This window comes from Sorangium sp. So ce362 (genome assembly GCF_051519845.1).
In the GTDB taxonomy this organism is placed as follows: domain Bacteria; phylum Myxococcota_A; class Polyangia; order Polyangiales; family Polyangiaceae; genus Sorangium.
This window is the reverse complement of sequence record NZ_CP150332.1, coordinates 9,693,603-9,717,378: the sequence shown is the minus strand read 5'-3', so window position 1 is coordinate 9,717,378 and position 23,776 is coordinate 9,693,603. Positions and strand designations below refer to the sequence as shown.

Below are 23,776 nucleotides of genomic sequence, written 5' to 3'. Positions count from 1 at the left end.
CTCACGGGACGAAGCACCATTTCAAGTGAAATGAGGCGAGATCGAGGCGCGCCGGGATAACGTCCTGGTCACCGCCGAACACGTTCAAATCGCACTTGGCAAAAGAGAACTTGCATTCGTGCGACCCCTGTTGAGACGTCCGGAGCGTGGCCGGACAGGAGCCATGAAAAAGCTCGTCGTCAACGTACATTCGCATGTTCACGACAGCGGCGTCGCCGCCCTCGCGCTCGCTGCCGAGCAGGTGGAGATCGAGGTAGTAGAAGCCCCTCCTGCCCTTCGAGTGATCCACCAGCTCCAGATTGGTTTCGCCATTGAGGAGGGAGCAGTCAACGTCCCAGCTGTTGTCGAATCGGGGGACAGGCCGCTTGCCGTCATCGCCCGTGTCGAGCACCAGCTCCTCCCCGTTCACGGTCATGATCGCCTTGCCGTAGGCTTCAGGAATTTCCGGGCTAGCCGAGCACCCGAACAGCGCGAGCGACAGCACGAGGCCTTGGGCGAGGAGGGGTCGGTGCATGGGAGCTCTCCAGCAGCATGGCAGGCGAGAGTATCGCACGAGGTCGACAACCATGAACGCGCTCAATTTGGTTGATCCATGCGTCGTGGCGGATGTCAACTGGAAACGGAGGACTCGGGCCGCTGTTGCCCGGTCGAGCCTCGCCAAGCAGCATTGGCCTGTGAAACCGCCATTGCGATCTCGCTCCCGCCCGAGCTGGTGGAGGAGAACACGGCAATCCCCTGCGCCCGGGTGCACGAGCGCGTGCCTCGGCCTCGGTCATATGGGTAGATTCGCCCTTTGCCAATGAACGACGGATTGCCTCGGTCTGGTCGAGGCACGGTACGGCGCCTCGGTCGCGCCAGGCCTTCAGGGCTCGAGCTCGACCTCCACGCAGCCTTCCTTCTTGCCATTGAAGAGCTCGTGCCCACGTCTCTCCGCCCTGCATGCCAGCCCGGTCGACGGCGGTGTCGCCGGTCGGGAGGATGAGGCGCGCCGCGCCGCGGATCACGCGGCTGCGCGGCGTGGCAGGCGGGCTCGCTCAGGGGAACAGGGGCGTGCAGAGCGGATAGAAGGAGGAGAAGTCAGGCCGCTGCAGAAACACCGTGACGACCTCGTCGTAACGGGTCGTCTTGGGCTTGTCCGCCCGGTTGCTCGCTGCGGCCTGGCAGCGCTCGTACCCGTCGAGGGAGGCGTCCTTGCACACGCTGCCCTTCGCGTCCGACAGGTCGCGGCACGGGCCGAGGAAGTCGAGGCTGCAGTCGCTCCTCGACGCGCACGTCCGCTCCGGCGCGAAGGCGGTCTCGTTCTCGGCGCACGACAGCTGGAGCAAGGCGCCGCCGCAAGAATACATCCGCGAGCCGATGTCGCCGAGCTCGTCGCGCTTGCCGAGCGGCTGGAATGCGTTGCCGAAGAAGGAGATCTCCTCCTGCCGGTAGATCCGCCGCTCCGCGCTGTCCGTGGCCAGCGCTGGATGGCGGCCGCGCAGCGAGATGGCGACCTCGACGCCGTACCCGTTCACGTGCGCCAGCAGGCACGCCGTGACCCAGCGCTGCGACTTCTCGGGGAGCGGGGAGCGCAACCAGCCGGGCGCGAGGCCGATCCGCCCATCGAACCGGTACCTCGTCGCTCCGACCTCGCCGACGAGCGACTGCCCCTCGGGGAGCGCGCAGGCGATCGTGTAGCGGAGGAGCTCACGACCGTCCTCGTCGAGCAGCAGATCCGTGGTGGCCAGCGCGCGGCCGTCCGCGGTGAGGCGGCTCATCGAGAGGCTGTTCATCGAGAGGCGATTCATCGAGAGGCGATTCATCGAGAGGCGGTTGGCCGAGGTCACCGCCTCTCCCGACGTCCCACGGCCTCCTCGGTGCCCGGATCGGCGCTGGATGCGCACCCGAACAACGCAAGAGATGGAATCGCAACGGCCGTCCGTAGCGCGGTGAGCCTCGCCCTGTCGAGCACCGCCGACGCCTCCCAGTGACGCCCGGTGGAGGCGGCCGCGCGCGCGGAAGTAGAGCACCTCGAGCAGCTCCTCCACCGGCAACGTGCGCTCCGCGAGATCGGTGAGCGCCTCCCAGCTGTCCCCCTGCTCCTCCGCGCCCGCGGGGATCGGGTGCTGATGCGCTCGTCGGAGGTCGTCGGCGGAGAGCTCATGGAGCTCGATGCGTGGGCGCCGGAGGTCCAGCTGCCCGGCGTCCTCGCGACGGCGGCGATGCTCGACGGCCTCGAGCTCGACGCGGAGCCGCTGGAGCACGCGCCGGGGCTCCGGCGCGTGGCGGGCCGGACGACAGCGTCGAGCCCGCGCTAGCTCGGTACGTCAGACATCCTGCCGACGGGGCCAGGCGGCGCTGCGGCCCTGGCGGCGCGGGGGGTCGGGGCGCGCCGCTACTGCGGCAGGTAGAGGTCGGGATCCGCGACCCTGCCGATCACGATATCGCGCGCCTGCTTCGCGTAGTACGTCGAGCCAGATTGCGTGCTCCAGGCGTGTCCCGCGATCGCGCCGGTGGTGCTGCTCGCATAGATGCGCATGACGCCCCGCCCGACGCCCGGGTGCCAGGAGCCGTCCGCGTTGTGCCGGGTGTCCGTCGTCCCGTGGCCGGTGGTGCTCGCGTCGAGGACGGCGAGCGCGTACTGGCTCGTCCCCGCGACGAGCGGATAGGTCGCCGAGCGCAGCACCGCGGGCCCTGCCGCGATGGCGACGTGCCCGGAGGCCGTGCTCCCCCACGGATACTCGATCGCGATGATGTCGCCCGCCTCGATCTGGCTCACCGTCAGGACCTGCTCGAAGCCGATCTCATCGATGATCCTGTCGTGGTAGAGGACGGCGTTGGGGCTTGTGCTGCCGAACCACGTGGTCATGTCGTAGCTCGAGAGACCATAGGCCCGCTTGAGGACGTGGGTGACGAACGACGCGCACAGGCTGCGGCTCCGGTACGCCGTGGCCCCTTCGATGCCGGCCCATTGAACATAGCTCGTGCCGCTGCCGTATTCGTTGTTCTCCGGGGCGATGTGGGCCACGAGGGTGTCGGCCCATCGGAAATGGCTGGGCTCTCCGGCCGACTGGCCCTCTGCCGGGAGCGGCGCGAGCAGGCTCAATCCCGAAAGGGCGACGGCCGGAAGCGCGCGAACAACGGATCGTGAGCTCATGCAATTCATTGCATTCATGCTTTCCTCCCGTGTGAAATCGATGGTCCCGCGTGGGCTGGCTACACCAGCACCGGCGGCTCCGCCGGCGTCGCGGTGGAGTGCCGGCCAAGCGAAGTGGGGGCACGAAGCTGCTCAACATACGCCGCTCGCCCGGCCGCTACAATCACCGTCGCGACAGCGAGCCACGCGCGTCGGTCGGGTCGACGTGGGATTCCACACTCGGTTCCACGCGGGATTCCATTCGAACAGTGTTCCCTCCATTTCCACAGCCTGTCTCCTCCGGACGACACCCGTGCACGTCAGCTCCAGGCGCTCGCGAGGACGCTCCAGGAGAAGATCGCTCCCTCGGGGAGGCCCAGCGGCGCCGGCCGCCTCGCCGGCCGCCTCGCCGGCCCCTATCTCTGCCGTTTTGTTGACAGATCCGCGCAGTTGGATTGGATGGCCGCGTGCCCCCCGCGAAGCGCGCATCGACCGACCCCCACCCCGTCCTGACGCTCGGCGACGCGCTGGAGCACTACGCCTCCTGGCCGAGGCCCACGGTGATCGTCTCCGACGGCGCTTATGGCGTCTCCGGCTTTCCCGGCGACCCGCCGACGCACAAGGAGCTCGGCGCGTGGTACGCGCCCCACGTCGCCGCCTGGTCGGAGCGCGCCTTGCCGTCCGCCACCCTGTGGTTCTGGGGGACCGAGATCGGCTGGGCGACCGTGCACCCGCTGCTCGATCAGCACGGCTGGGAGTACCGGAGCTGCAATGTGTGGGACAAGGGGATCGCCCACATCGCGGGCAACGCGAACACCCGGACGCTGCGCAAGTTCCCGGTCGTGAGCGAGGTGTGCGTGCAGTACGTGCGCAAGGTCCTCCTGGAGAGCGGCGGCGCGGGGCTGCCCCTCAAGGCCTGGCTACGGCGCGAATGGGAGCGCTCGGGACTCCCGCTGCGCCACACGAACGAGGCGTGCGGCGTGAAGAACGCCGCCACGAGGAAGTATTTCACGCGCTGCCACCTCTGGTATTATCCTCCGGCCGAGGCGTTCGAGCGGATCGTCGCGTTCGCGAACGCGCACGGCCGCCCCGAGGGGCGGCCCTACTTCTCGGTCGACGGCAAGCGGTCGCTGACGGGCCCTGAATGGGCCAGCCTGCGCGCGAAGTTCCATTGCGAGGTCGGGGTGACCAACGTCTGGCGCGAGCCCGCGGTCCGCGGCGCCGAGCGCTTCAAGGAGGAGACCCGGTCCGTCCACGGCAACCAGAAGCCCCTCAAGCTGCTCGATCGCATCATCCGGGCCTCTTCGGATCCGGGCGATGTCGTCTGGGAGCCGTTCGGCGGGCTCTGCTCGGTCGCGGTGGCGGCCTTCGCCGCGGGGAGGCGCTGCTACAGCGCCGAGATCGCGCCCGCATACCACGCCGTCGCGTCGAGCCGCCTCGCGAAGTGCATGCCGCGGCCGCGCGCCGAGATCTCGGCGGCGTGACGGCCGGTGTCGGCCTCGCTGCGCCGCATGGTACCCTGCTCCCTCATGGCGACGCCGAGGATCGTGACGGTGGGAGGAGGAACGGGCCATTATACGCTCCTCACGGGCCTGCGCGACCTGAGCGCTCGCATCACCGCGATCGTGACCATGATGGACTCGGGCGGGAGCTCCGGCAGGCTCCGGGACGAGTACGGTCTCCTGCCCCCCGGCGACTTCACGCGCTGCCTCGTCGCCCTGTCCGAGCACCCGGCGGCGCTGAAGGAGCTGCTCGGCCACCGCTTCCGGTCGGGGAGCCTCGGCGGGCACACCCTGCGCAATCTGATATTCACCGCGGTGCAGGAGATCACCGGCTCGCTCCCCCTCACGGTCGAGCGCCTGCACGAGATCTTCTCCGTCAAGAACCGCGTCCTCCCCGTCACGATGGATCAGGTCGATCTCGTGATGCATCTCGAGAACGACCGGACCATCCGCGGGGAGGCGTCGATCGACAACCTCTCCGACATGCTCGATGCGCCCGTGCTCTCGGTCTATCTGGATCCCGAGGCCACGGCCTATCCGGCGGCGCTCGAGGCGATCGCGGACGCGGATCTCATCATCCTCGGGCCGGGCGACCTCTACACGAGCCTCGTCCCGAACCTCCTCGTCAAGGGGGTGCGCGAGGCCATCGCGGCGAGCCGCGCCCGCGCGCTGTTCGTGTGCAATCTCATGACGAAGCCCAACGAGACGCCCGGTTACACGGTCGAGGACTTCGTGGGGACCATCGCGATGTACCTCGGGGAGGCCCGGCTCGACGCGGTGCTGTTCAACGACGTGTGGCCCTCGGCCAGCCTCCCGGAGTACGCCTCCGCCGGCTCCGAGCCGGTCGTGACCTCGCCGGACAGGCGGCTCGCCTCCGACCTCCTCGTCCCCGCCGACCTGCTGTTCGGCGGCAAGCTGATCCGCCACGACCCGCACAAGCTCTCGTCCGCGATCGTGTCGCTCGCCCGGGAGCGCGCGTGGTGGTGAGCCCCGAGGGCGCTCGCGGCACGTCACGCGCGACGGTCAAGCCGTCTTCGGCGTATCGTACAGGTAGAAGGGCGTGTTCACGATCACGATGCCCTTCCCGCCGCGGATGAGCAGGAGCCATTTGAGGACCGAGGCCGTGTGGTTGTGGAGCAGGTAATGGTACCAGTGTGACTCGACCACCTCGGGCACGACGACCGCCACCTGCCTGTCGGGGTGAGCGCGCGCCATGGCGGTGACGAAGCGGAGCAGCGATCGGAAGAGCCGCCGGTAGCGGGACCGGACCACCACCAGCCGCGGCGCCGGAATCCCCTTCGCCCTCGCGGGCTCCTCCACGAGATCGCGCCATTCGCCGCTCAGATCCTCGACGCGAGGGTCGTCGAGGAGCACCTGGAACGCGTAGACCTCGGGCGAGAGCTGGAGCGCGAAGCGGAGCCCCTTCTGCGCCACGAGATCCCAGCGCCGGATCGGCACCACCACGATCGGCGGCGGGAGCGGGGTGAGGTCGAGCGGCTGGTGGGTGCGGACCGCCTCGTCGATGTGCTCGTAATGCGCCTGCACGCCGCGGAAGGTGACGTAGGTCGCGATCACGAGCAGGGTCGAGATCCACGCCCCCTCGGCGAACTTCGAGACGATGATGACGACGAGCGTCACGGCGGTGGCCGTGGCGCCGACGGCGTTGATGGCGCGGTGGAGCCGGAAACGCTCGCCGCGGACCCTGGACCAGTGCGCGACCATGCCCGCCTGCGACATGGTGAAGGCGAGGAAGGCGCCCACCGCGAAGAGCGGGATGAGGGCGTCGGTGATCCCCTGGAAGACGACGAGCAGGAGCGCCGAGAGCCCTGCGAGGACGCCGATGCCGTAGGAGAAGGTGAGGCGCCTGCCGCGGTGGATGAAGGGCTCGGGCAGGAAGCGATCGATCGCGACGAGCTGGCAGATGCGAGGGAAGTCGGCGAAGCTCGTGTTCGCGGAGAGCAGGAGCACCGCCACGACCGCGGACAGGGTCGCGTAGTAGAACGGGCCGCGCCCCACGACGGCGCCGACGAGCTGCGAGAGGATGCTCTGATACCCGCTCTTGCCGGGCTCGGTGGCGGTGATGCCGTAGGCCTGCGCGAGGATCGCGATCCCGGCGAGCAGGATGCCGAGCGAGGCAACGATATACGAGAGCGTCCGGCGCGCCAGCAGGCTGCTCGGCTTGCGAAAGGCAGGGACGCCGTTGCTCACGGCTTCCACGCCGGTCATCGCGGTGCACCCGCTGGCGAAGGCGTGGCAGAGCAGCGCAATGCTCGCGGTGCCGAGCGTGGCCGGGGGCGAGGGTGGGGCGACCACGGGCGCCGGGTGCCCGCCCTGGAGGAGCGTCTCCCCGATGCCGATCGCGATCACCGCGAACAGGCAGCCGAGGAACGCGTACGTCGGTGCCATGAACACGAGGCCCGCGGTGCGGAGCCCGCGCAGGTTGGCCGCGGTGAGCAGGATCAGGACGCCGAGGCAGAGGCCCAGCGTGTGGGGCAGCAGCGCGGGCACCGCGGAGACGAGCGCGCCCACCCCCGCCGAGACGGCGACCGCGACGTTGAGCACGTAATCGAGGAGCAGCGCCGCCGCCGCGACGAGGCCTGCAGACGTGCCGAGGTTCTCCTTCGCGACGATGTACGAGCCGCCGCCGCTCGGGTAGGCGACGATCGTCTGGCGGTACGAGAAATAGACGATCGCGAGCAGCGTGATGACCATCGCGCTGAGCGGCACGATGTAGCGGAGGCCGCGCGTGCCGAGGGGGAGGAGCACGGTGAGCGCGGCCTCGGGCCCGTACGACGCAGAAGCGAGGGCGTCGAGGCCGAGGACAGGAATCCCGGAGAACGGGCCTATCTGTTCCTTCTCCTCCTCATCCGAGGCCAGCCGCCTGCCGAACAGGAGCGTTGTGAGGGACATGCGCGTGGGGGCTGAGCAAACCATGTGCCGGGGAGAGCGCCCTCGCGCGCGCGTCGCCGAGGCGCGGCGTGCACACGCTGATTGCATCGCGCGCCGAGGTATTCTTGGCGACGTCGACGCAATGCTGGTCGAGCACGAGCGCTGCTCCATGCGAGCGGCCGGCATCGACCGAATGCGAGACCAGACTGACGGCTTCTCGCAGCTCCAATGCGACCTCGCTCTCGGCCCGATCGAGCACACAGGCCGATCGCTCGAATCGACAACACACGCGGTCACGCGCGCGTCGTGCGGAGCGGTCCGCGCGAGCGAGGGAGGACCACCCGTGGTCGGGGCTGCGGACTGCGTCGCGGACGTCCTCCACGCCCCCACGCTCTCCTCGGCGCCGGCGCGGCCGGGTTCCTCCTGCGCCGGCCAAGCGTCAACGTCCTCGACAGCCACGACCTCGTCGAGAGCGCGCTGTTGTGATTTTTCTTACGGATGCCGAGCGTTCCCTGAGACGACCGGGCTCTTGCTTGGCTGCACCCTCGCCGCCCGCGCGCTCGGAGTCGCCGCCCGGCTCCGCCACGACCCGCACGAGCTCTCGTCCGCGATCGTGTCGCTCGCCCGGGAGCGCGCGTGGTGGTGGGCCCCTGAGGACGTCCGGCGCCCACATGGAGCGCACCGATCGCGCGGGAGCGCTCGGTGCGGGATCATTTGCCACGCATCACCAGGTTGCCCCATCGCTGGCGCGCCCCCGCGCACGCGACTCGCCCCGGCGGCCGCGGCAAGTGGCTCGGCTCATCGTCGCTGCGGCGTCCGTTGCGCCGTCGTCCAGATTGGTATGTGCTTCGCATAGAGCCGGGAGCTATCGCCATCTCAGAGGCTGATCATTTCAGGACGAGGTAGAGGGCTATGACCATTATCGGTAATGACCAGTACACGTCGGCCGGGTACAAGAACGGGATCTACGAGGGCGGCGCGCAGGAGGGCGGCGCGCAGGAGTCGAGCTCGCAGCAGGCGCAGGGCGGCGAGGGCGGGGTGAGCCTCGACATGCTGCTCAAGTTCGCCAAGGACATCCAGGGCAAGGTCAAGGACGTCCCGTACATCGTTCCGCTCGCCATCGGCGGGGCGGCGTTTGCGCTCGGCGTGCTCGCGAGCTCGAAGATCCTGCGCCAGCTCACCCTCGTCGCCGGCGGCTACGTGGTCAAGTACGCGATCCAGAACGCCCCCAAGGATCAGATCATCGACTTCGCCAAGAAGGTCGTGTCCGATTCGTTCAAGGCCTCGTCGCGGGTCTGAGCGCCCGCGCGTCGCGCCGCCGGGCCGCCGCGCCCGCGGCCCAGGAGGCCGCTCCGCAGGCCGCCATGACGGCCGCCATCGGCCGCGCGGAGCCGTCGTTCAGGAGACCGACAAGCGACGAGGCGCCGGCCGCGATCCCGAACTGAATCGAGCCGAGCGCCGCGGAGGCGAGCCCGGCGCGCGCGCCCTGCCCGTCCATCGCCAGCGCCGTCGCGTTGGAGCCGATGAAGCCGAGGCTCGCCACGAACGCGAAGAGCGACCCGACCATGGCGGGGAGCCCGCCCCAGCGGCTGATCGCGACGGCGAGGAGGACCGCGCCGACCGCGGTGATCGCGGCCGTCGCCCGCGCGAGCAGCCAGGCCGGCGAGCGACGCCCGAGCAGCCGGTGGTTCACCTGGGCGCTGGCGATGAGGCCGAACGCGTTCGCGCCGAAGAGCCAGCCGTAGTGCTGGGGCGAGACGTGAAATAGCTCGATGAGCACGAACGGCGAGCCCGAGATGTATGCGAACATGCCGGCCTGCGCGAAGGCGCACGTCAGCGTGTACGCGACGAAGGCGCGATCGCGCCCGAGCTCGCGCAGGTGCGCGCCGATCGCCCGGAGATCGAGCCGCTCGGTCCGCGCGGCCGCCGTCTCGGGGAGCGCCGCGGCCATCAGCGCCAGGCAGCCGAGGCCGAGCGCGGCGAGCAGCGCGAAGATGACCCGCCAGCCGGCGACGAGGAGCAACCAGCCGCCGAGGGTCGGCGCGAGGATGGGCGCGGCCCCCATGACGAGCATGAGCAGCGAGAGCAGCCGCGCGGCGGCGGCCCCGGCGTAGAGGTCGCGGACCACGGCCCGCGTCACGACCTGCCCCGCAGCGCCGCCGACGGCCTGGAGGAAGCGCAGCGCGATGAGCGACTGCACGCTCGGGGCGAGCGCGCACCCGATCGAGGCGAGCACGTAGAGCGCGAGCCCGGCGTACAGGGGGCGCTTGCGGCCGAACCGATCGGTCAACGGCCCGTAGGCGAGCTGGCCCAGCCCGAGCCCCGCGAAGTACGCCGCGAGCGTGAGCTGCACCGCCGACGCGGTGGTGCCGAGGTCGCGCTGCAGCGTCGGCAGGCTCGGCAGGTACATGTCGATCGAGAGCGGACCCAGCGCGGTGAGCGCGCCGAGGATGAGGGCGAGGAAAACAGGGCTCCTTCGCGGGGCGGGCGAGCTCAGCATCTTGGACGGACGAGCTATGTAGGACGCGCGCCGCCCCTCGGCCAGGGACGCCCGGTGCCTGCAGCGCAGCGTCGATCTATCGAGCCATCGCGTCCTGCCCGGCCCCTCTACCTGCGCAGGAGGCGCCCCTGCCGGGTCTTGCCGCTTGCCCGTCAGCATGAGCGGGGCATGGGGGTTCCCCCGCGGGATCACGCGCGATAGCCTCGAGCCCGTCTTTTTGCCTCAGGGAGATGCTTGCGTGATGGAGATCGCTTCGCACTCGCTGCTCGCGGAGTTTTTCGCCAGCTGTCCTGAACTGCTCTTCGTCGCGTCGGCCGCCGGCGGACTGCTCCACGAGAATGATGCGCTGCGAGAGGTCATCGGCCCCGTGAGCGAGGAGGGCACGATGCTCGCAGAGCTCGCTCACCCGGAGGATCGAGCCGCCCTCCTGGAGGCGTGGGCGAAGCTCGAGCAGACGGGCGAGCCCGCCTCGTTCCGCGTCCGCCTTCGCGACGCGCGCGGGGCGTACCGGTCGCTGTCGTGCAAGGCGAAGCGATCGCCCGATCGCAGCGCGGTCTTCGGGTCGCTCCGGGAAACGCCCGAGATCGCCGAGGAGGAGCTGACGACCCTCCGCAACAAGGCGCGTGTCCTGGACAGCATGGTCAAGCACGTCGCCAGCATATCGTTCTGGGCGCTCGACCCCGATGGGGTCTGTTTCTATCACGATGGCAGGGGGCTCGAGAGCGTCGGACTCAAGTCCGGGCAGCTCGCCGGGGTCAACTGGATCGACTTCTATGGGAAGCAGCCAGACGCAGCCGGCGTCGACATGCCCGCGCCCGAGATGCGCGACATGCGCACGTGGTTCGACGGGAAGGTGCGCCGCTTTCGCACGGAATCGTTCGGTATCCACTGGGACAACTGGGTCACCCCGCTTCACGACCGGCGCGGCGAGCCCGGGGGCGGCGTGCTCGGGTTGTCGTTCGACATCTCGGAGTCCAAGCGCATAGAGAACGAGCTGCGCGCTCAGCTGCACCAGATCGAGGCGCAGCAGCAGGTCATCCGCGATCTCTCCACGCCGATCATCGAGGTCTGGGACGGCGTGCTCACGCTCCCCATGGTGGGGACGGTCGACAGCGTGCGCACCGCCGACGTCATGGACAGCCTGCTCTCGAAGATCGTCGAGAAGCAAGCGCGCTACGCCATCCTCGACCTCACCGGCGTCGAGGTCGTCGACACCAAGGTCGCGAGCCACCTGATCGAGCTCGTCACCGCGATCCGGCTGCTCGGAGCCGACGGCATCGTCGCCGGCATCAAGCCGAACGTCGCGCAGACCATGGTCTCGCTCGGGCTCGATCTCTCCCAGATCAACACGCAGCGAAACCTGCGCGCCGCGCTCAATTACGCGATCCGGAGCATGACCCGCGCGGAGTCGCCCGCGCGCTCCGGCGAGCCGCCCGCCGGCAAGGCGCCGGCGAGCTGACGGCCCTGCGCCAGCGCCGTCTGGCGCGCGCGCGGCCAGCGCGCTAGTCGGTCCCCGTGTGCACGCGGATCGAGCACCTCCTCGAAGGCGGCTGGTTCGCCCTCCTCGATCCGTGGCTCCCGCGCGCGGAGGCGGACGCGCTCTTCGAGGCGCTGCGCGCCGGGGTCGCGTGGCGGCAGGACAAGATCAAGCTCTTCGGCCGCGAGCTCCTCCAGCCGCGGCTGTCGGCGTGGTACGGCGACCCCGGCGCGGTCTACACCTATTCGGGGCTGACGCTGGCGCCCGAGCCGTGGTCGCCGCCGCTCGCCGAGCTCGAGGCGCGCGTGGCGTCGGCGTGCGCCGAGCTCCCCGTGGCCGAGCCTCCGCGCGCGTCGCGCCCGGCGTTCAACAGCGTCCTCCTGAATTATTACCGCAGCGGCGCCGACTCCATGGGCTTCCACGCCGACGCGGAGAAGGAGCTCGGGCCGAATCCGCTGATCGCCTCCGTGTCGCTCGGCGCGCCGCGCCGCTTCGTCCTCAAGCCCGCCCGGAAATGGAAGGACGCTCCCGCCGTCGAGCTGGAGCTCGGCGGGGGAAGCCTGCTGGTGATGGGCGGGACCACCCAGCACCACCACCGCCACGGCGTGCCCAGGCAGCGCGGCGCAGGGCCGCGCATCAACCTGACCTTCAGGCGCATCCTTGCGCAGGGCTCGCGCGCCGGGGCGGGAACGTAGCGCGGCGGCGCCGCCCTCGCCTGACGGGGCCGAGCGCGAGGGCCGGCGGGCCCGGCCTCGCAGCGCGCCGTCAGGCGAGGTCGCCGCCGCCGAGGAGCAGCGCGGCGAGCTCCGCGGCGCGCTCCGGCGCCGCCACCTCCTGGGCATCGACCGTAAGTGTGCGAATTTTATCTATTTTCCAGCCGTTGCGGCCACGCTCGCCCCCCGGGGCGGCCGCGACGATCCGGACGCGCAGGAGCTCCCCGGACGCCACGACGGCGAGCTCCACGCTCCCGCCGCTCGACCCGCCCTCGTCGCGAGAGATGGGCACCACGACGGCGCCGCGCGCCTCGAGCGCCCGCGCGAGCCGCGCGCCCGGCGCCTCGGCCGGGCCGAGCGGCGGCGCCCCGCCGAGCGGGCGGAGCGCCGTGGCGAGCTCCACGGACGCGATCGCCTCGGCGGCGCGCGTGCCGGCGCTGCGCACGGCGCGCTGCAGCCGCTCCGCCCGCTCGCCGTCGCGGTCGAGCGCGGCGCGGTCCGCCGGGTCGAGCCGCACAACGCAGCGGACCAGCGGGACCCCGCCGCTGCCCGGGACCTCCGCTGCCTCGAGCCGCGCGCGGCGGAGCATCGCCGCGCCCCGCGCGTCGCCCGAGGCGTCGAGCAGCGCCGCCGCCCCGCCGAGGACCGCGTCGGGGTGCGGTCGCTCCGGCGCGGCCGGGAGCGCGGCCTCCCGGTAGACCTGGTTCCACCCGCGCCCGGCGCCTGGCAGGCGCAGGAGCAGCGTCAGATCGGCGAGCTCCGTCTCCGGGGTGCGCACCGCGCTCGCGAACGCCTCCTTCACCGCCGCGAGGCGCGCCGCGTCCGCCGTGAGCGCCGCGAACGCGGGCGCGTCGACGGCGAGCGAGAGGCGCGACGCGCTCACCTCGCGCGACCCCATCGTCCACCGCTGCGGCGGCCCGGCGACCGCGAGCTCGGCGCCGACGACGAGGGCGGAGAGCCCGCGCTCGCCGCGCGCCTCGAGCAGCGCCGCGACGGCGGCCTTCAGCGCGGTCAGCGCCTGGATCACGCCCCGCCCATGCGTCCGCGCCGCGCCGTCCGCTGCTCCTCGAGCGCGGCGTCCGCCTCGAGCGCCGCCTCGGCCTCGCGCTGCGCCTCGGCGTCGACCGCGCGGTGCCCCTCATGGACGCGCTGGGGCTTCGACTCGGTGACGGCCGCCTCCGCCATGGCCACCGCCGCATGACGCACGTCGTCGTACGGCTTCGCCAGGTCGAAGATGACCTTTGTGTTGCCCTGGCTGAGGTTCGCCAGCGCCTCGAAGCGCCGGAGCTCCATCGCCCCGGGCGAGCGCGCGAGGATGCTCGCCGCCTCGGCGAAGTTCTTCGCGCTCTCCACGTCGGCCTCGCTCTTGATGACCACGTAGCGCCGATCGCGCTCGGCGATGGCCCCCTTCGCGAGCACCTCCTGCATCTGCGGCGGCAGCGCGATGTCCTGGAGGCCGATCATCTCCACGTGCAGCCCCCACGCCTCCGCGACCGCCTCGACCTGCGCGCGCACCTTGGCGGCGACCTCCTCGCGGTGCGCGAGCAGCTCGTCGAGCCGCGTCTCGCCCACCACGTCGCGCAGCACGACCTTCGCGCGGTCCTTCATCGCCGTCTCGTAGTTCTCGACGGCGAGCGTGGCCCGCTCTGGATCGACGACGCGGTAGTAGACGACCGCATCGACCATCGTGGTCACGTTGTCGCGGGTGATCACCATCTGCTGGAGGAGATCGCGGTTCTTCATCCGCGTGTCGATGCGCCGGAGCTCCTGGATCCCCGGGAGGTACAGGGTGATCCCGGGGGTCACGCGGCCCGTCAGCTTGCCGAGCGTGAAGCGCAGCGCCACCTCCCACTGGTTGATCTGCCGCAGCCCCGACAGGAGGTAGAAGACCGCGAACGCCGCGAGCAGGGTGAGGATCAGGGACATCGCCTGCGACTCTAGCAGAGCGCCCCGCGGTGGCCGCGCGGGCGGACGCTCGCGATGCGCGGCCACCGCGGGCGTCCCGGCGCGGCTTCGCCCTGGTGTCGCTGCGCGGGCGGTGTACCCTCGCTCCCGCGATGGGTGACGAGCCGAGCCAGCCGTTGCGCGACGGGCGCTACGTGGTCACGCGCGCCCTGGGCGAAGGGGCTCAGGGGCACACGCTCGAGGCGGTCGACAAGCGGCTCGGCAAGCTCGTCGCGATCAAGCGGTTCCAGATCCGCGGCGCCTCGAGCTGGAAGGGCGTGGAGCTCGCCGAGCGCGAGGCGCGCGTGCTCGCCTCGCTCTCGCATCCGAGCCTGCCGGCCTACCTCGATCATTTCGAGGAGGACGGAGCGCTCTTCCTCGTGATGGAGAAGATCGACGGCGAGAGCCTGGGCGCGATGCGCCGCCGCCGCGCCGTGCTCGGGCGGGACGAGGTCGTCCGGTTCCTGCGGGACGCCTCGGGCGTGCTCGACTACCTGCACGGCCGCGCGCCGGCGGTCATCCACCGCGACATCAAGCCGAACAACGTGATCCGCCGGCCCGACGGCTCCTTCGCGATCGTCGACTTCGGCGCGGTCCGCGATCGCCTGCGCCCCGAGGGCGGGAGCACCGTGGTCGGCACCTTCGGGTACATGGCGCCGGAGCAGTTCCAGGGGCGCGCGCTGCCGGCGTCGGACGTCTACGCCGTCGGCGCGACCGCGCTCTGCCTGCTCACCGGCGAGGAGCCGGAGAACCTGCCGCACCGCGGGCTCGCGATCGACGTGCCCGCGGCCCTCGGCGGCCGCGCGGATCCGCGCCTCGTCCGGGCCCTCTCCGCGATGCTGGAGCCCGATCCGGAGCGCCGCGCCGCGCGCCTCGCGCCGCTGCTCGCGGAGCTCGACGCGGGCGGCGCGCCCCCCGAGCGGCCGCGCGCCGGGCGCCCCTCGGAGCGCGACGCGCGCAAGGCGTACAGCGACGCCCGCAAGGCGCAGCGCGACGCGCGCAAGGCGTACCGCGACGCGCGCAAGGCGGCGCGGCGCGCGCACGAGGACGACCGGCGCCCGCGCGGGCCCGAGGGGGCCGCGGCGCCGTGGCGCGGCCTCGACGGCCTGCCGCTCGTGGGCGCGATGTTCGGCCTCACCGTCGCGCGCATCGCGGTCGGCCTCGCGCTCGGGGTGGTCGTCCCGACGGTGCTGACGCTGCTGTCGCTGGTGTTCGGTCGGGTGCTGCGCGAGCAGGCCGCGCCGAGCGTGCGCCGGGCCGGCCGCGTCGCCGAGCTCGCGCTGCTCCGCGCCACCCGCGTCGTTCGCGGGCGCCCCGCGCCGGACGGCGCCGCCCAGCGCGATCAGGGCGCGGCGGCGCGCGTGCGCGTCGAGGACCAGGAGCCCCCCGGGCGATCGCGCATCCACGACGTCGATCTCGACGAGGCGCAGGACGAGGAGCTCGGCGCTCTCGATGCCGACGAGCGGGCCAGGCCGAGCGCCGCGTCGAGACCATCGCGGACGGGCAGGCGCTGAGCGCCGGTCGCGCTCCGGCCGGGCGCGGCGGTCAGATGCGCCCGCGCGCGGCGTCGAGCTTCAGGCGGAAGACCTCGACGATCGCCTCGGCGAAGATCCTCCGGCTCATCTTCGAGTGGCCGGCGCGGCGGTCGACGAACACGATCGGCACCTCGACCACGCGGAGCCCTTTGCGGAGCGCCCGGTAGGTCGTCTCGATCTGGAACGCGTAGCCGTTCGAGCGCACGCTGCCGAGATCGAGCGAGAGGAGCGCGCGCCGCGTGAACGCCTTGTAGCCGGTCGTGAGGTCGCGGACGCCGACGCCCAGGAGGGTCCGCGCGTAGAGCGAGCCGCCCTTCGAGAGCGCGTGCCGCCCGAGGCCCCAGCCCTCGACGCCGCCCCCCGGCACGTTGCGCGAGCCGAGGACCACGTCCGCGCCCCGGGCGATCGCGTCGAGGAAGGCCGGCAGGTGGCCCGGGTCGTGCGAGAGATCCGCGTCCATCTCGAAGGCGACGTCGTAGCCGCCGTCCAGCGCGCGCTGGAACCCCTCCAGGTAGGCGGTGCCGAGCCCGAGCTTGGCCGGGCGGTGGAGCACCTGGACGCGCCCGTCGCGCGCGGCGAGCGCATCGCCGAGGGCGCCTGTCCCGTCCGGCGACGCGTCGTCGACGACGAGCACGTGCGCGTCCGGGACCGTCGCGAGGACGGAGCTCACGAACTCGGCGAGGTTGTCTCGCTCGTTGTACGTCGGCGTGATGATGAGGGTTCGGGGGGCCATCCTGGCTCGGCGCGGCGCGAGCGGACGCTCGTGCGCGGATCGTGCGGCGCCCCGCGCCGCGTCCGCGCGCGTCCGCCTGCGCTCAGGCCTCCGCTTCGTCGGCCGGCACCGGAACCGGCTCGATCGACAGCACCGCGGGCAGATAGACCGCGACCGCGAGCACCTCGTCGGGCTCGCGCGCCTGGCCGTCCGCGAGGCGGTGGACCCGGTGGAGGATGTACGGCCGCGCCAGGCGCTGTTTCTTGGCGGGGAAGGACGTCCCGAGCAGGTGGCCGTACAGGCGCTTCAGGTCGTCGAGGCCGCGCGGCGTGGTCGCGGCGAAGTGCATGCCGCCCTCGACGCGCGCGACCTTCACGGCGCCCTCCGGCCTGGCTGCGCCTCGGATCGGGAGCACGGCCTCGTAGTCCCACCGCTGCAGCGGATCCTTCTCGGGATCGCCTCTCAGGCCGAACAGCGGCTCCTCGACGATCGTCAGCTTCTGCCGCTCGGCCGCCACGGTCAGCCGCGTGAAGGCGGCGCGGAGCGCGGGGAGCGAGAGGGCGCGCTCGAGCGGCACGACGAGCGCCCTGCCGGTCTGGCGCCAGGTCTCCTCGACGTCGTAGGCGCCCGTCGTCGCCGTGGCTCCCGTGGCCGCTGCGGGAGCGCCGCGGCCCCGCGGGCGCCGGAGGTGCTTCAGGGTGATCTCGTCCGACGACATCCGGGCCGAGCGATCTACCAAAACGGCGGCGCGAGCGGAAGGATCCGTGGGGGGCACGCCCCGGGCCTTGCCGGTTGGCGGTTGCCGGAAAGGTGCGCGCCAGTTAATTTCCTTTCCCGACAGGGCGTCCGCTCTGCATCGGGCCGATCGGCTGGAGCAGCCTCGGTCAATTCGTGGGGTCGCACCCTGCGCACACGGGTGCAGCCCTGAACCTGAACAGCGCGGCACCGACGGAGACAAACATGGCGAGCCAGAACGTCCACACCCTCACCGACCAGAATTTCGAGTCTGAAGTCCTGAAATCCCCCGTCCCCGTTCTCGTGGATTTCACGGCCACCTGGTGCGGGCCCTGCAAGGCGCTCGCCCCGATCGTCGACAAGATCGCGGACGATTTCCAGGGCAAGGTGAAGGTCGCCAAGCTCGACATCGACGGTGCTCCGGAGACCACCCGCAAGTACGGCGTGCGGAGCGTTCCGACGGTGATGGTGTTCCAGGGCGGCGAGAAGAAGGGGGTGCAGGTCGGCCTCACGAGCCGCGACAACCTCCTCCGGCTCCTCGGCGTCTGAGCGAGAGCTCCCCCGCCTCGAGGCCCGCGCGACGCAGCCCCGCGACGTCGACCGAACGCCTCGCCCGCTCGAACGCGGGCCAAGCGTCGGGCAAACGTCGACCGACCACCCCGCCCGCTCGAACGCCCGCCCGACCCACCGGCCTCGGCGCGCGCGCGCCACGATGCCCCGGCGAGAGGCCGCTCCGTCGCGTGCGTCGCGCGCGCTGAGGCTTTGCTTGACCGTCGCGCGCGAGGTGACTACGTATCGCGCCGGCCACTTTCCCAGGAGTTCGTGATGGCGACGAAGATCGCAATTAACGGTTTTGGGCGCATCGGACGTTGCATTGTCCGCGCGCTCGTCGAGCGCGGCGTGAAGGATATCGAGCTGGTCGCCATCAACGACCTGACGGATCCGAAGACGCTCGCCCACCTCTTCCAGTACGACTCGGTCCACCGCGAGTTCAAGGCGGCGAAGGTCAGCGCTGGGGACAAGCACATCAGCATCGGCGACCAGAAGATCGAGATCCTCGCGCTGAAGGACCCGGCCGAGCTGCCGTGGAAGAGCCTCGGCGTCGACATCGTCCTCGAGTGCACGGGCCTCTTCACGGACAAGGCCAAGGCCGCCGCTCACCTGAGCGCCGGCGCCAAGCGCGTGATCATCAGCGCGCCGGCCAAGGGCCACGACCTCACGGTCGTGATGGGCGTGAACGACGAGCTCTACGACGCGCAAAAGCACACGATCATCTCGTGCGGCTCCTGCACGACGAACTGCCTCGCCCCCGTCGCCAAGGTGATGCTCGACAACTTCGGCATCGTCCGCGGCCTGATGACGACGGTGCACTCGTACACGAACGACCAGCACCTGCTCGACGTCCCGCACAGGAAGGGCGACCTGCGCCGCGCGCGCGCCGCCGCGGTCAACATGATCCCCTCGAGCACCGGCGCCGCCAAGGCGCTCTCCGAGGTCATCCCGGCGCTCAAGGGCAAGTTCGACGGGCTCGCGATCCGCGTCCCCACGGTCGACGTCTCGCTCGTGGACCTCACCCTCGAGACCGAGAAGCCGGTCACGAAGGAGAGCATCCACGCCGCGATGAAGCAGGCCGCCGACCAGGGTCCGATGAAGGACATCCTCGACTACACGGAGCGGGAGCTCGTCTCGGGCGACTTCATCGGCTCGCCTGCGTCCAGCACGTTCGACGCCACCATGACGTCGGTCCTCGGCGACCGCTTCGCGAAGATCTTCTCGTGGTACGATAACGAGTGGGGCTTCTCGAACCGCATGATCGACCTCACGCGGCTCGTGGCGAAGAAGGGCGTGTAGCGCCGTGAAGCTCACCGGAATCCGCTCCGTCGAGGACCTTGCCGCGGCCGGCGATGCCGGCGGCCTCAGCGGCAAGCGCGTCTTCATCCGCGTCGACTTCAACGTCCCGCTCGACAAGAAGACGGGCAAGATCACGGACGACTCGCGCATCCGCGAGGCGATCCCGACGATCAAGCTCGTCATGGAAGCGGGCGCGAAGGTGATCCTCGCGTCGCACCTCGGCCGCCCGAAGCCGGGCAAGACCGAGGGGCTCTCGCTGGAGCCGTGCGGGGGGCGGCTCAGTGAGCTCACCGGTTACGAGGTCCACCTGCCCGACGACTGCGTCGGCGACTCGCCCAAGAAGGTCATCTACGACCTGCGCGCGGGCCAGATCTGTCTCCTGGAGAACCTCCGCTTCCACCCGGAGGAGGAGAAGGACGACGAGGGCTTCGCGCGCCAGCTCGCCGAGCTCTGCGACGTCTACGTCGACGACGCCTTCGGCGCCGTGCACCGCGCCCACGCGTCGGTGCACGCGCTGCCGCGCCTCGTGCGCGAGCGCGCCGCCGGCCTGCTCCTCCTGAAGGAGCTCAAGGCGCTGACCCGGCTCACCGATCGCCCGGAGAAGCCGTACGTCGCCGTCCTCGGCGGCGCCAAGGTCTCCGACAAGATCGACGTCGTCGAGGCGCTCCTCAACGTTGTCGACACCCTGTGCATCGGCGGCGCGATGGCGAACACCTTCCTCGCCGCGCAGGGCAAGAACGTCCAGAAGAGCCGGATCGAGGAGGACAAGCTCCCGCTCGCGCGCACGATCATGAGCAAGGCGCGCGACCGGGGCATCCAGCTCCTGCTGCCCGTCGACGCCGTCGTCGCCTCGAGCATCGACGCGACGCAGGGCGAGCCCGCGTCGGTCGACGCGATCCCCGAGGGCACGATGGCGCTCGACATCGGCCCCCGCTCGATCGAGCTGTTCGGCAAGGCGATCGAGAAGGCGAAGACGGTGTTCTGGAACGGCCCCATGGGCCTCTTCGAGACGCCCGCCTTCTCCAGGGGCACGTTCGACGTCGCGCGCATCATGAGCGGCGCGTCCGGCTTCACGGTGGTCGGCGGCGGCGACAGCGCGGCGGCGGTCAAGCAGGCCGGCGAGCAGATCGCCCAGGGCTTCGACCACATCTCGACCGGCGGCGGCGCTTCGCTCGAGCTCATCGAGGGCAAGCGGCTGCCCGGCGTCGAGGCGCTCCGGTCGGCCGAGGTGAGCGAGTGAAGCCCGTGAACGACGGGGGCACGCCCGAAGCCACGGGCGTCGCCCCGCGGGCGGCCTCGCGTCGTCCGCTCATCGCCGGCAACTGGAAGATGAACGCCGGGGGGCAGGACGCCTGCCCGCTGGCGGCGGCCGTCGCCAAGGCGACCCGCGAGCTCAACCGGGCCGAGGTGGTGGTCGCGCCGCCGTTCACCGCGATCGCCGCCGTGGCCCACGAGCTCGCGGAGGCGAGGAGCGAGGTCGGCATCGCCGCGCAGAACATGAGCGCCGAGATCTCCGGGGCGTTCACCGGCGAGATCGCCTCGGGCATGCTCAAGGACGCGGGCGCGACCTGGGTCATCCTCGGCCACAGCGAGCGGCGGCAGCTGTTCGCCGAGACCGACGAGTCGGTCGCCCGGAAGGTCGCCTCGGCGATCGCGGCCGAGCTGCGCCCCATCGTCTGCGTCGGCGAGACGCTCGAGCAGCGCGAGGCGGGCGAGACGCTCGCCGTGGTCGAGCGCCAGGTCCGCGCCTTCCTCGACGAGCTCGCCAAGCAGCCCGGCTTCGGCGTCATCGCCTACGAGCCGGTCTGGGCGATCGGGACGGGCAAGGTCGCCCGCGCCGAGGACGCCCAGGAGGTGCACGCGTTCATCCGCGGCCTGCTCGCGAAGGCCTCGGAGGACCTCGCCGGCGTCACGCGCATCCTCTACGGCGGCAGCGTCAAGGCCGACAACGCCGATGCGCTCCTCGCCCAGGACGATATCGACGGCGCGCTGGTCGGCGGGGCCTCGCTCGACGCCGCCGGCTTCGCCAAGATCGTCGAGGCCGCGCACCGACTGGCGGAGCGCGCCGAACAGGGGTAGATCGCGGGCCGCTCCCGTCGCGCGACGGGAGTGCCGGCCTGCCCTCTCGCCCCCTTGCCCCCTGGGCCCGTCGCGCGGGCCAGAGCACCCAGCCGAAAGACGTCGATGCTTCACACGTTCCTCAACATCCTGCACGTGTTCGTCTGTCTGTTCCTGATCCTGGTCGTGCTCCTCCAGCAGGGCCGCGGGGGCGGGATGGGCTCGGCCATGGGCGGCGCGACGGCCCAGGTGTTCGGCGGCCGCGGCGCCGGCAACTTCATGACCCGCCTCACGGCCGCCTGCGCCGCCGTCTTCATGGCGACGAGCTTGTCGCTCGCCTATCTCTCGTCGGCGGGCGACCGCGCGCTGCGCGAGTTCGAGCAATCCCAGGAGAAGTAGGCCCGCGTGCTACGGCCCGCTCCCGCGTCGGGGAGGGAAGCGGGCAGGGCGCTCGACGCGGGGTCGTCCGCGGGAGGGGCCGTGGCCTCCGCTGCCCCTTTCGCGCGCGACCTTGCCCTCGTCGCCCTCGCCAAGGCTGCAGTTTCCGCGCTGGTCCTCGCGCTCGGCTTCCGGGCCGTCAGCGACGACGACTTCGCGCGCGTGGTCCTCGCGCAGGCGTGGGCCGACGCGCCCCGGCTCGACCCGACCGGGACGAGCTGGCTCCCTGCCCCATTCTGGCTCAACGGCGCGCTCTTCCGCGCTCTTGGGCCGACCCTCGAGGTCGCCCGTGCCGTCGCCTTCGCGCTCGGCGTCGCGTCGGCCGCGCTCGTCTACCTCTCCGCCCGCTGGATCACGGGCGACCGCCGCGCCGCGCTCGCCGGCACGCTGCTCGCGGGCGCGTTTCCGTGGAGCGCCTGCCTCGGCGTGGCGACGGTCCCCGAGCTGTCGACCGCGGCCCTCTCGCTCGTCGCGGTGGCGTCGCTCGTCACGCCGCCGGCCGGGCCTGCGCCGCCGCCCGGGCGCGCCCTCCTCGGCGCGCTCGCGCTCGTGCTCGCGACCCTCTCCCGTTACGAGCCCTGGCCTGTCGCCGTCGCCTTCGCGGCGATGGCGCTGCTCGCGGCCGCCCGCCTCGGCCAGCGCCGCGCCGCGCAGGCGAAGCTCGCGCTCGCGGCGCTCGCGGCGCTCGCCGGGCCCGCCGCGTGGATCGCATGGAACCGCGTCGCCCACGGGGAGGCGCTGCACTTCCTGGCCCGCGTCGCCTCCTACCGCAGCGCGCTCGGCCCGGGCGATGACGGCACCCTGCTGCGGCTCTTCGCGTACCCCGCCGCGATGGTCCGCGAGGAGCCGGAGCTCTTTCTGAGCTCCATCGCCCTCGCCCTCATCGCCTGGCGCGCCCGCCGCGGCGCCGCATCGGGGAGCGCCCGCCCGTTCCCGCCGCTCCTCCGCGCGGCCCGTCCGTACGCGCTCCCCGGCGCGGTCGCCGCCTTCCAGATCGCGGCGCTCTCGCTCGCCCTCGTGCGCGACGGCGCTCCCACGCATCACCCCGAGCGCGCGACCCTCCTCGCGTTGATCCTGCTCGCCCTCGCCGTGGGGGATCTCTCGGCGCGCGCCTTCCGCGGCGGCTCGGCCGGGGCGCGGAGGGCGCTCGGCGGCGCTCTCCTGGCCGTGCTCTGCGCCGGCGTCTTCTTCCGGCCCCACCTGCGCCGCGAGCACTTCAACCCGCGGACGGACGAGGTCGCCATCGGCCGCGCCGCCGCGGAGCTCACGCCTCCCTCGGCGCCCCTCCTCGTCGAGGTCGTCGACTATGGCCACCTCGCGACGCTCGCCGCCCTGGCCCGTCCCGGGGGCGCGCACCCGGATCGCTCGATCGATCCGCGCGATCCCCCGGTCCGGTCGAGCTTCGACGACCCCGCGTCGCTCGCGCGCCGCGTCGCCGGCCTGGGCGCGGCCTACCTCATCGGGCGCGTCAGGCCGCCTGTGATCGCCTTCGCCGGCCCGCCGCTCGCGACGCGCGGCGCCTGGGGGCTCTGGCCCGCGCCCTCGGCGGCCGGCGCCTTGCGGGCCGCCCCGGAGGACGGTTCCCGGCGCCCGGCGCCTCCCGCCGGCCCTTCGCCGGAGGAGGCGCCGTGAGCCAGCCCGCGAGGCCGTTCTTCGCGCACGCGTCGGCGTGCATCGACGAGCCCTGCGACATCGGCGAGGGGACGAGGATATGGCACTTCTGCCATGTCTCCGCGGGCGCGCGGCTCGGCCGCGCCTGCGTCCTCGGCCAGAACGTCTTCGTCGCGGGCAGCGCCGTCATCGGGGATGGCGTCCGGATCCAGAACAACGTGTCTGTCTATGATGGCACCCTGGTCGAGGACGACGTGTTCCTCGGCCCCTCCGCCGTCCTCACCAACGTCATCAACCCGCGCGCGCAGATCGACCGTCGCGCCTTCCTCGACCGGACGCGCATCCGCCGCGGCGCCACCGTGGGCGCCAATGCCACCGTCGTCTGCGGCGTCACGATCGGTCGCCACGCGTTCATCGGCGCCGGCGCCGTGGTCACCCGCGATGTCCCCGACTATGCGCTCGTCACCGGCGTGCCGGCCCGGCGCGCCGGCTGGATGAGCCGCCATGGTCACAAGCTCGTCGCCTCGCGCGACGGCCTGATGCGCTGCCCCGAGAGCGGCTATCGCTACGAGCGACGCGGTGACGTCGTCCGTTGCCTCGATCTCGACGAGGACGCGCCGCTCTCGGCGCCCCGCGCCGCGGCCGGCCGCCATTACCGCGATCTCCCCGCAGCGGAGGACCTCGAAGGTTGACGCC

General features: G+C 71.8%; 23 protein-coding genes. 14 read left to right on the top strand and 9 right to left on the bottom strand.

Features of this window, described 5'->3' with window-relative positions; translation table 11 throughout:
- Position 1: 1 nt before the first annotated feature.
- Together WMF17_RS37415 and WMF17_RS37410 are read right to left on the bottom strand one after the other, a co-directional pair.
- Positions 2–514, bottom strand: coding sequence for a hypothetical protein (locus WMF17_RS37415; RefSeq protein ID WP_437598163.1), 513 nt, complete (start codon positions 512–514; stop codon positions 2–4).
- 520 nt (positions 515–1,034) lie between these two features.
- Positions 1,035–1,787 (bottom strand): hypothetical protein, encoded by a 753-nt coding sequence (locus WMF17_RS37410; RefSeq protein ID WP_437645769.1) that lies wholly within the window; start codon positions 1,785–1,787, stop codon positions 1,035–1,037.
- Positions 1,788–1,976: 189 nt separating this feature from the next.
- On the opposite strand from WMF17_RS37410, the gene WMF17_RS37405 reads away from it, so the two are divergent.
- Complete coding sequence (locus tag WMF17_RS37405) at positions 1,977–2,297, top strand: hypothetical protein (RefSeq protein ID WP_437645767.1); 321 nt, start codon at positions 1,977–1,979, stop codon at positions 2,295–2,297.
- A gap of 77 nt (positions 2,298–2,374) precedes the next feature.
- Here the strand turns inward: WMF17_RS37405 and WMF17_RS37400 are convergent, their stop codons facing one another.
- Complete coding sequence (locus WMF17_RS37400) at positions 2,375–3,136, bottom strand: hypothetical protein (RefSeq protein WP_437598160.1); 762 nt, start codon at positions 3,134–3,136, stop codon at positions 2,375–2,377.
- 704 nt (positions 3,137–3,840) lie between these two features.
- Between WMF17_RS37400 and WMF17_RS37395 the strand changes: the two genes are divergently transcribed.
- Together WMF17_RS37395 and WMF17_RS37390 are read left to right on the top strand one after the other, a co-directional pair.
- Positions 3,841–4,599: a DNA methyltransferase gene (locus WMF17_RS37395; RefSeq protein WP_437604347.1), complete on the top strand. Its 759-nt coding sequence runs from the start codon at positions 3,841–3,843 to the stop codon at positions 4,597–4,599.
- 45 nt (positions 4,600–4,644) lie between these two features.
- Positions 4,645–5,604: a gluconeogenesis factor YvcK family protein gene (locus tag WMF17_RS37390; protein WP_437598159.1), complete on the top strand. Its 960-nt coding sequence runs from the start codon at positions 4,645–4,647 to the stop codon at positions 5,602–5,604.
- A 36-nt stretch (positions 5,605–5,640) separates the two neighbouring features.
- Here the strand turns inward: WMF17_RS37390 and WMF17_RS37385 are convergent, their stop codons facing one another.
- Positions 5,641–7,527 (bottom strand): APC family permease, encoded by a 1,887-nt coding sequence (locus tag WMF17_RS37385; protein ID WP_437598158.1) that lies wholly within the window; start codon positions 7,525–7,527, stop codon positions 5,641–5,643.
- 891 nt (positions 7,528–8,418) lie between these two features.
- On the opposite strand from WMF17_RS37385, the gene WMF17_RS37380 reads away from it, so the two are divergent.
- Positions 8,419–8,805, top strand: coding sequence for a hypothetical protein (locus WMF17_RS37380; protein WP_437598157.1), 387 nt, complete (start codon positions 8,419–8,421; stop codon positions 8,803–8,805).
- Here the strand turns inward: WMF17_RS37380 and WMF17_RS37375 are convergent.
- Complete coding sequence (locus tag WMF17_RS37375) at positions 8,783–10,006, bottom strand: Bcr/CflA family multidrug efflux MFS transporter (protein WP_437604346.1); 1,224 nt, start codon at positions 10,004–10,006, stop codon at positions 8,783–8,785. The genes WMF17_RS37380 and WMF17_RS37375 overlap by 23 nt on opposite strands.
- Before the next feature lie 241 nt (positions 10,007–10,247).
- Here WMF17_RS37375 and WMF17_RS37370 point away from each other — a divergent pair, with 241 nt between their 5' ends.
- Together WMF17_RS37370 and WMF17_RS37365 are read left to right on the top strand one after the other, a co-directional pair.
- Positions 10,248–11,465 carry an STAS domain-containing protein gene (locus tag WMF17_RS37370; protein WP_437604345.1) on the top strand — a complete coding sequence of 406 codons (1,218 nt, stop codon included), beginning with the start codon at positions 10,248–10,250 and terminating at the stop codon, positions 11,463–11,465.
- 56 nt (positions 11,466–11,521) lie between these two features.
- Positions 11,522–12,178, top strand: a complete 657-nt coding sequence (locus tag WMF17_RS37365) for an alpha-ketoglutarate-dependent dioxygenase AlkB family protein (RefSeq protein WP_437598156.1) — start codon at positions 11,522–11,524, stop codon at positions 12,176–12,178.
- Positions 12,179–12,248: 70 nt separating this feature from the next.
- Here WMF17_RS37365 and WMF17_RS37360 read toward each other — a convergent pair whose 3' ends face one another.
- Positions 12,249–13,223 carry a hypothetical protein gene (locus WMF17_RS37360; protein ID WP_437598155.1) on the bottom strand — a complete coding sequence of 325 codons (975 nt, stop codon included), beginning with the start codon at positions 13,221–13,223 and terminating at the stop codon, positions 12,249–12,251.
- Positions 13,220–14,122: a slipin family protein gene (locus WMF17_RS37355; protein WP_437598154.1), complete on the bottom strand. Its 903-nt coding sequence runs from the start codon at positions 14,120–14,122 to the stop codon at positions 13,220–13,222. The genes WMF17_RS37360 and WMF17_RS37355 overlap by 4 nt, the downstream gene beginning before the upstream one ends.
- Positions 14,123–14,253: 131 nt before the next feature.
- Between WMF17_RS37355 and WMF17_RS37350 the strand changes: the two genes are divergently transcribed.
- Positions 14,254–15,654, top strand: coding sequence for a serine/threonine protein kinase (locus WMF17_RS37350; protein ID WP_437598153.1), 1,401 nt, complete (start codon positions 14,254–14,256; stop codon positions 15,652–15,654).
- Between the two features lie 31 nt (positions 15,655–15,685).
- Here WMF17_RS37350 and WMF17_RS37345 read toward each other — a convergent pair whose 3' ends face one another.
- On the bottom strand, positions 15,686–16,408 hold the full coding sequence (locus tag WMF17_RS37345) for a polyprenol monophosphomannose synthase (protein WP_437598152.1): 723 nt from the start codon (positions 16,406–16,408) through the stop codon (positions 15,686–15,688).
- An 82-nt stretch (positions 16,409–16,490) separates the two neighbouring features.
- Complete coding sequence (locus tag WMF17_RS37340) at positions 16,491–17,105, bottom strand: hypothetical protein (protein WP_437598151.1); 615 nt, start codon at positions 17,103–17,105, stop codon at positions 16,491–16,493.
- Positions 17,106–17,347: 242 nt separating this feature from the next.
- On the opposite strand from WMF17_RS37340, the gene trxA reads away from it, so the two are divergent.
- The 7 genes from trxA (at position 17,348) to WMF17_RS37305 (ending at position 23,772) form a co-directional block, all read left to right on the top strand.
- Positions 17,348–17,671 (top strand): thioredoxin, encoded by a 324-nt coding sequence (trxA, locus tag WMF17_RS37335; RefSeq protein WP_437481459.1) that lies wholly within the window; start codon positions 17,348–17,350, stop codon positions 17,669–17,671.
- Between the two features lie 276 nt (positions 17,672–17,947).
- Positions 17,948–18,973 (top strand): type I glyceraldehyde-3-phosphate dehydrogenase, encoded by a 1,026-nt coding sequence (gene gap, locus WMF17_RS37330; RefSeq protein ID WP_437598150.1) that lies wholly within the window; start codon positions 17,948–17,950, stop codon positions 18,971–18,973.
- A gap of 4 nt (positions 18,974–18,977) precedes the next feature.
- Positions 18,978–20,213 carry a phosphoglycerate kinase gene (locus tag WMF17_RS37325; RefSeq protein ID WP_437598149.1) on the top strand — a complete coding sequence of 412 codons (1,236 nt, stop codon included), beginning with the start codon at positions 18,978–18,980 and terminating at the stop codon, positions 20,211–20,213.
- A 5-nt stretch (positions 20,214–20,218) separates the two neighbouring features.
- Positions 20,219–21,052, top strand: a complete 834-nt coding sequence (gene tpiA / locus WMF17_RS37320) for a triose-phosphate isomerase (protein ID WP_437604344.1) — start codon at positions 20,219–20,221, stop codon at positions 21,050–21,052.
- A gap of 105 nt (positions 21,053–21,157) precedes the next feature.
- Positions 21,158–21,430 (top strand): preprotein translocase subunit SecG, encoded by a 273-nt coding sequence (gene secG, locus WMF17_RS37315; protein ID WP_437598148.1) that lies wholly within the window; start codon positions 21,158–21,160, stop codon positions 21,428–21,430.
- A gap of 81 nt (positions 21,431–21,511) precedes the next feature.
- Complete coding sequence (locus WMF17_RS37310) at positions 21,512–23,101, top strand: hypothetical protein (protein ID WP_437645765.1); 1,590 nt, start codon at positions 21,512–21,514, stop codon at positions 23,099–23,101.
- Positions 23,098–23,772: an acyltransferase gene (locus WMF17_RS37305; protein WP_437645763.1), complete on the top strand. Its 675-nt coding sequence runs from the start codon at positions 23,098–23,100 to the stop codon at positions 23,770–23,772. Before WMF17_RS37310 ends, WMF17_RS37305 begins: the two co-directional genes overlap by 4 nt.
- Positions 23,773–23,776 lie beyond the last annotated feature (4 nt).

Coding starts and splice junctions, on each gene's coding strand:
- WMF17_RS37415 (WP_437598163.1), bottom strand. CDS start 514: ATGCACCGACCCCTCCTCGCCCAAGGCCTCGTGCTGTCGCTCGCGCTG.
- WMF17_RS37410 (WP_437645769.1), bottom strand. CDS start 1,787: ATGAATCGCCTCTCGATGAACAGCCTCTCGATGAGCCGCCTCACCGCG.
- WMF17_RS37400 (WP_437598160.1), bottom strand. CDS start 3,136: ATGAGCTCACGATCCGTTGTTCGCGCGCTTCCGGCCGTCGCCCTTTCG.
- WMF17_RS37390 (WP_437598159.1), top strand. CDS start 4,645: ATGGCGACGCCGAGGATCGTGACGGTGGGAGGAGGAACGGGCCATTAT.
- WMF17_RS37385 (WP_437598158.1), bottom strand. CDS start 7,527: ATGTCCCTCACAACGCTCCTGTTCGGCAGGCGGCTGGCCTCGGATGAG.
- WMF17_RS37380 (WP_437598157.1), top strand. CDS start 8,419: ATGACCATTATCGGTAATGACCAGTACACGTCGGCCGGGTACAAGAAC.
- WMF17_RS37375 (WP_437604346.1), bottom strand. CDS start 10,006: ATGCTGAGCTCGCCCGCCCCGCGAAGGAGCCCTGTTTTCCTCGCCCTC.
- WMF17_RS37370 (WP_437604345.1), top strand. CDS start 10,248: ATGGAGATCGCTTCGCACTCGCTGCTCGCGGAGTTTTTCGCCAGCTGT.
- WMF17_RS37355 (WP_437598154.1), bottom strand. CDS start 14,122: ATGTCCCTGATCCTCACCCTGCTCGCGGCGTTCGCGGTCTTCTACCTC.
- WMF17_RS37350 (WP_437598153.1), top strand. CDS start 14,254: ATGGGTGACGAGCCGAGCCAGCCGTTGCGCGACGGGCGCTACGTGGTC.
- WMF17_RS37345 (WP_437598152.1), bottom strand. CDS start 16,408: ATGGCCCCCCGAACCCTCATCATCACGCCGACGTACAACGAGCGAGAC.
- WMF17_RS37340 (WP_437598151.1), bottom strand. CDS start 17,105: ATGTCGTCGGACGAGATCACCCTGAAGCACCTCCGGCGCCCGCGGGGC.
- trxA (WP_437481459.1), top strand. CDS start 17,348: ATGGCGAGCCAGAACGTCCACACCCTCACCGACCAGAATTTCGAGTCT.
- gap (WP_437598150.1), top strand. CDS start 17,948: ATGGCGACGAAGATCGCAATTAACGGTTTTGGGCGCATCGGACGTTGC.
- secG (WP_437598148.1), top strand. CDS start 21,158: ATGCTTCACACGTTCCTCAACATCCTGCACGTGTTCGTCTGTCTGTTC.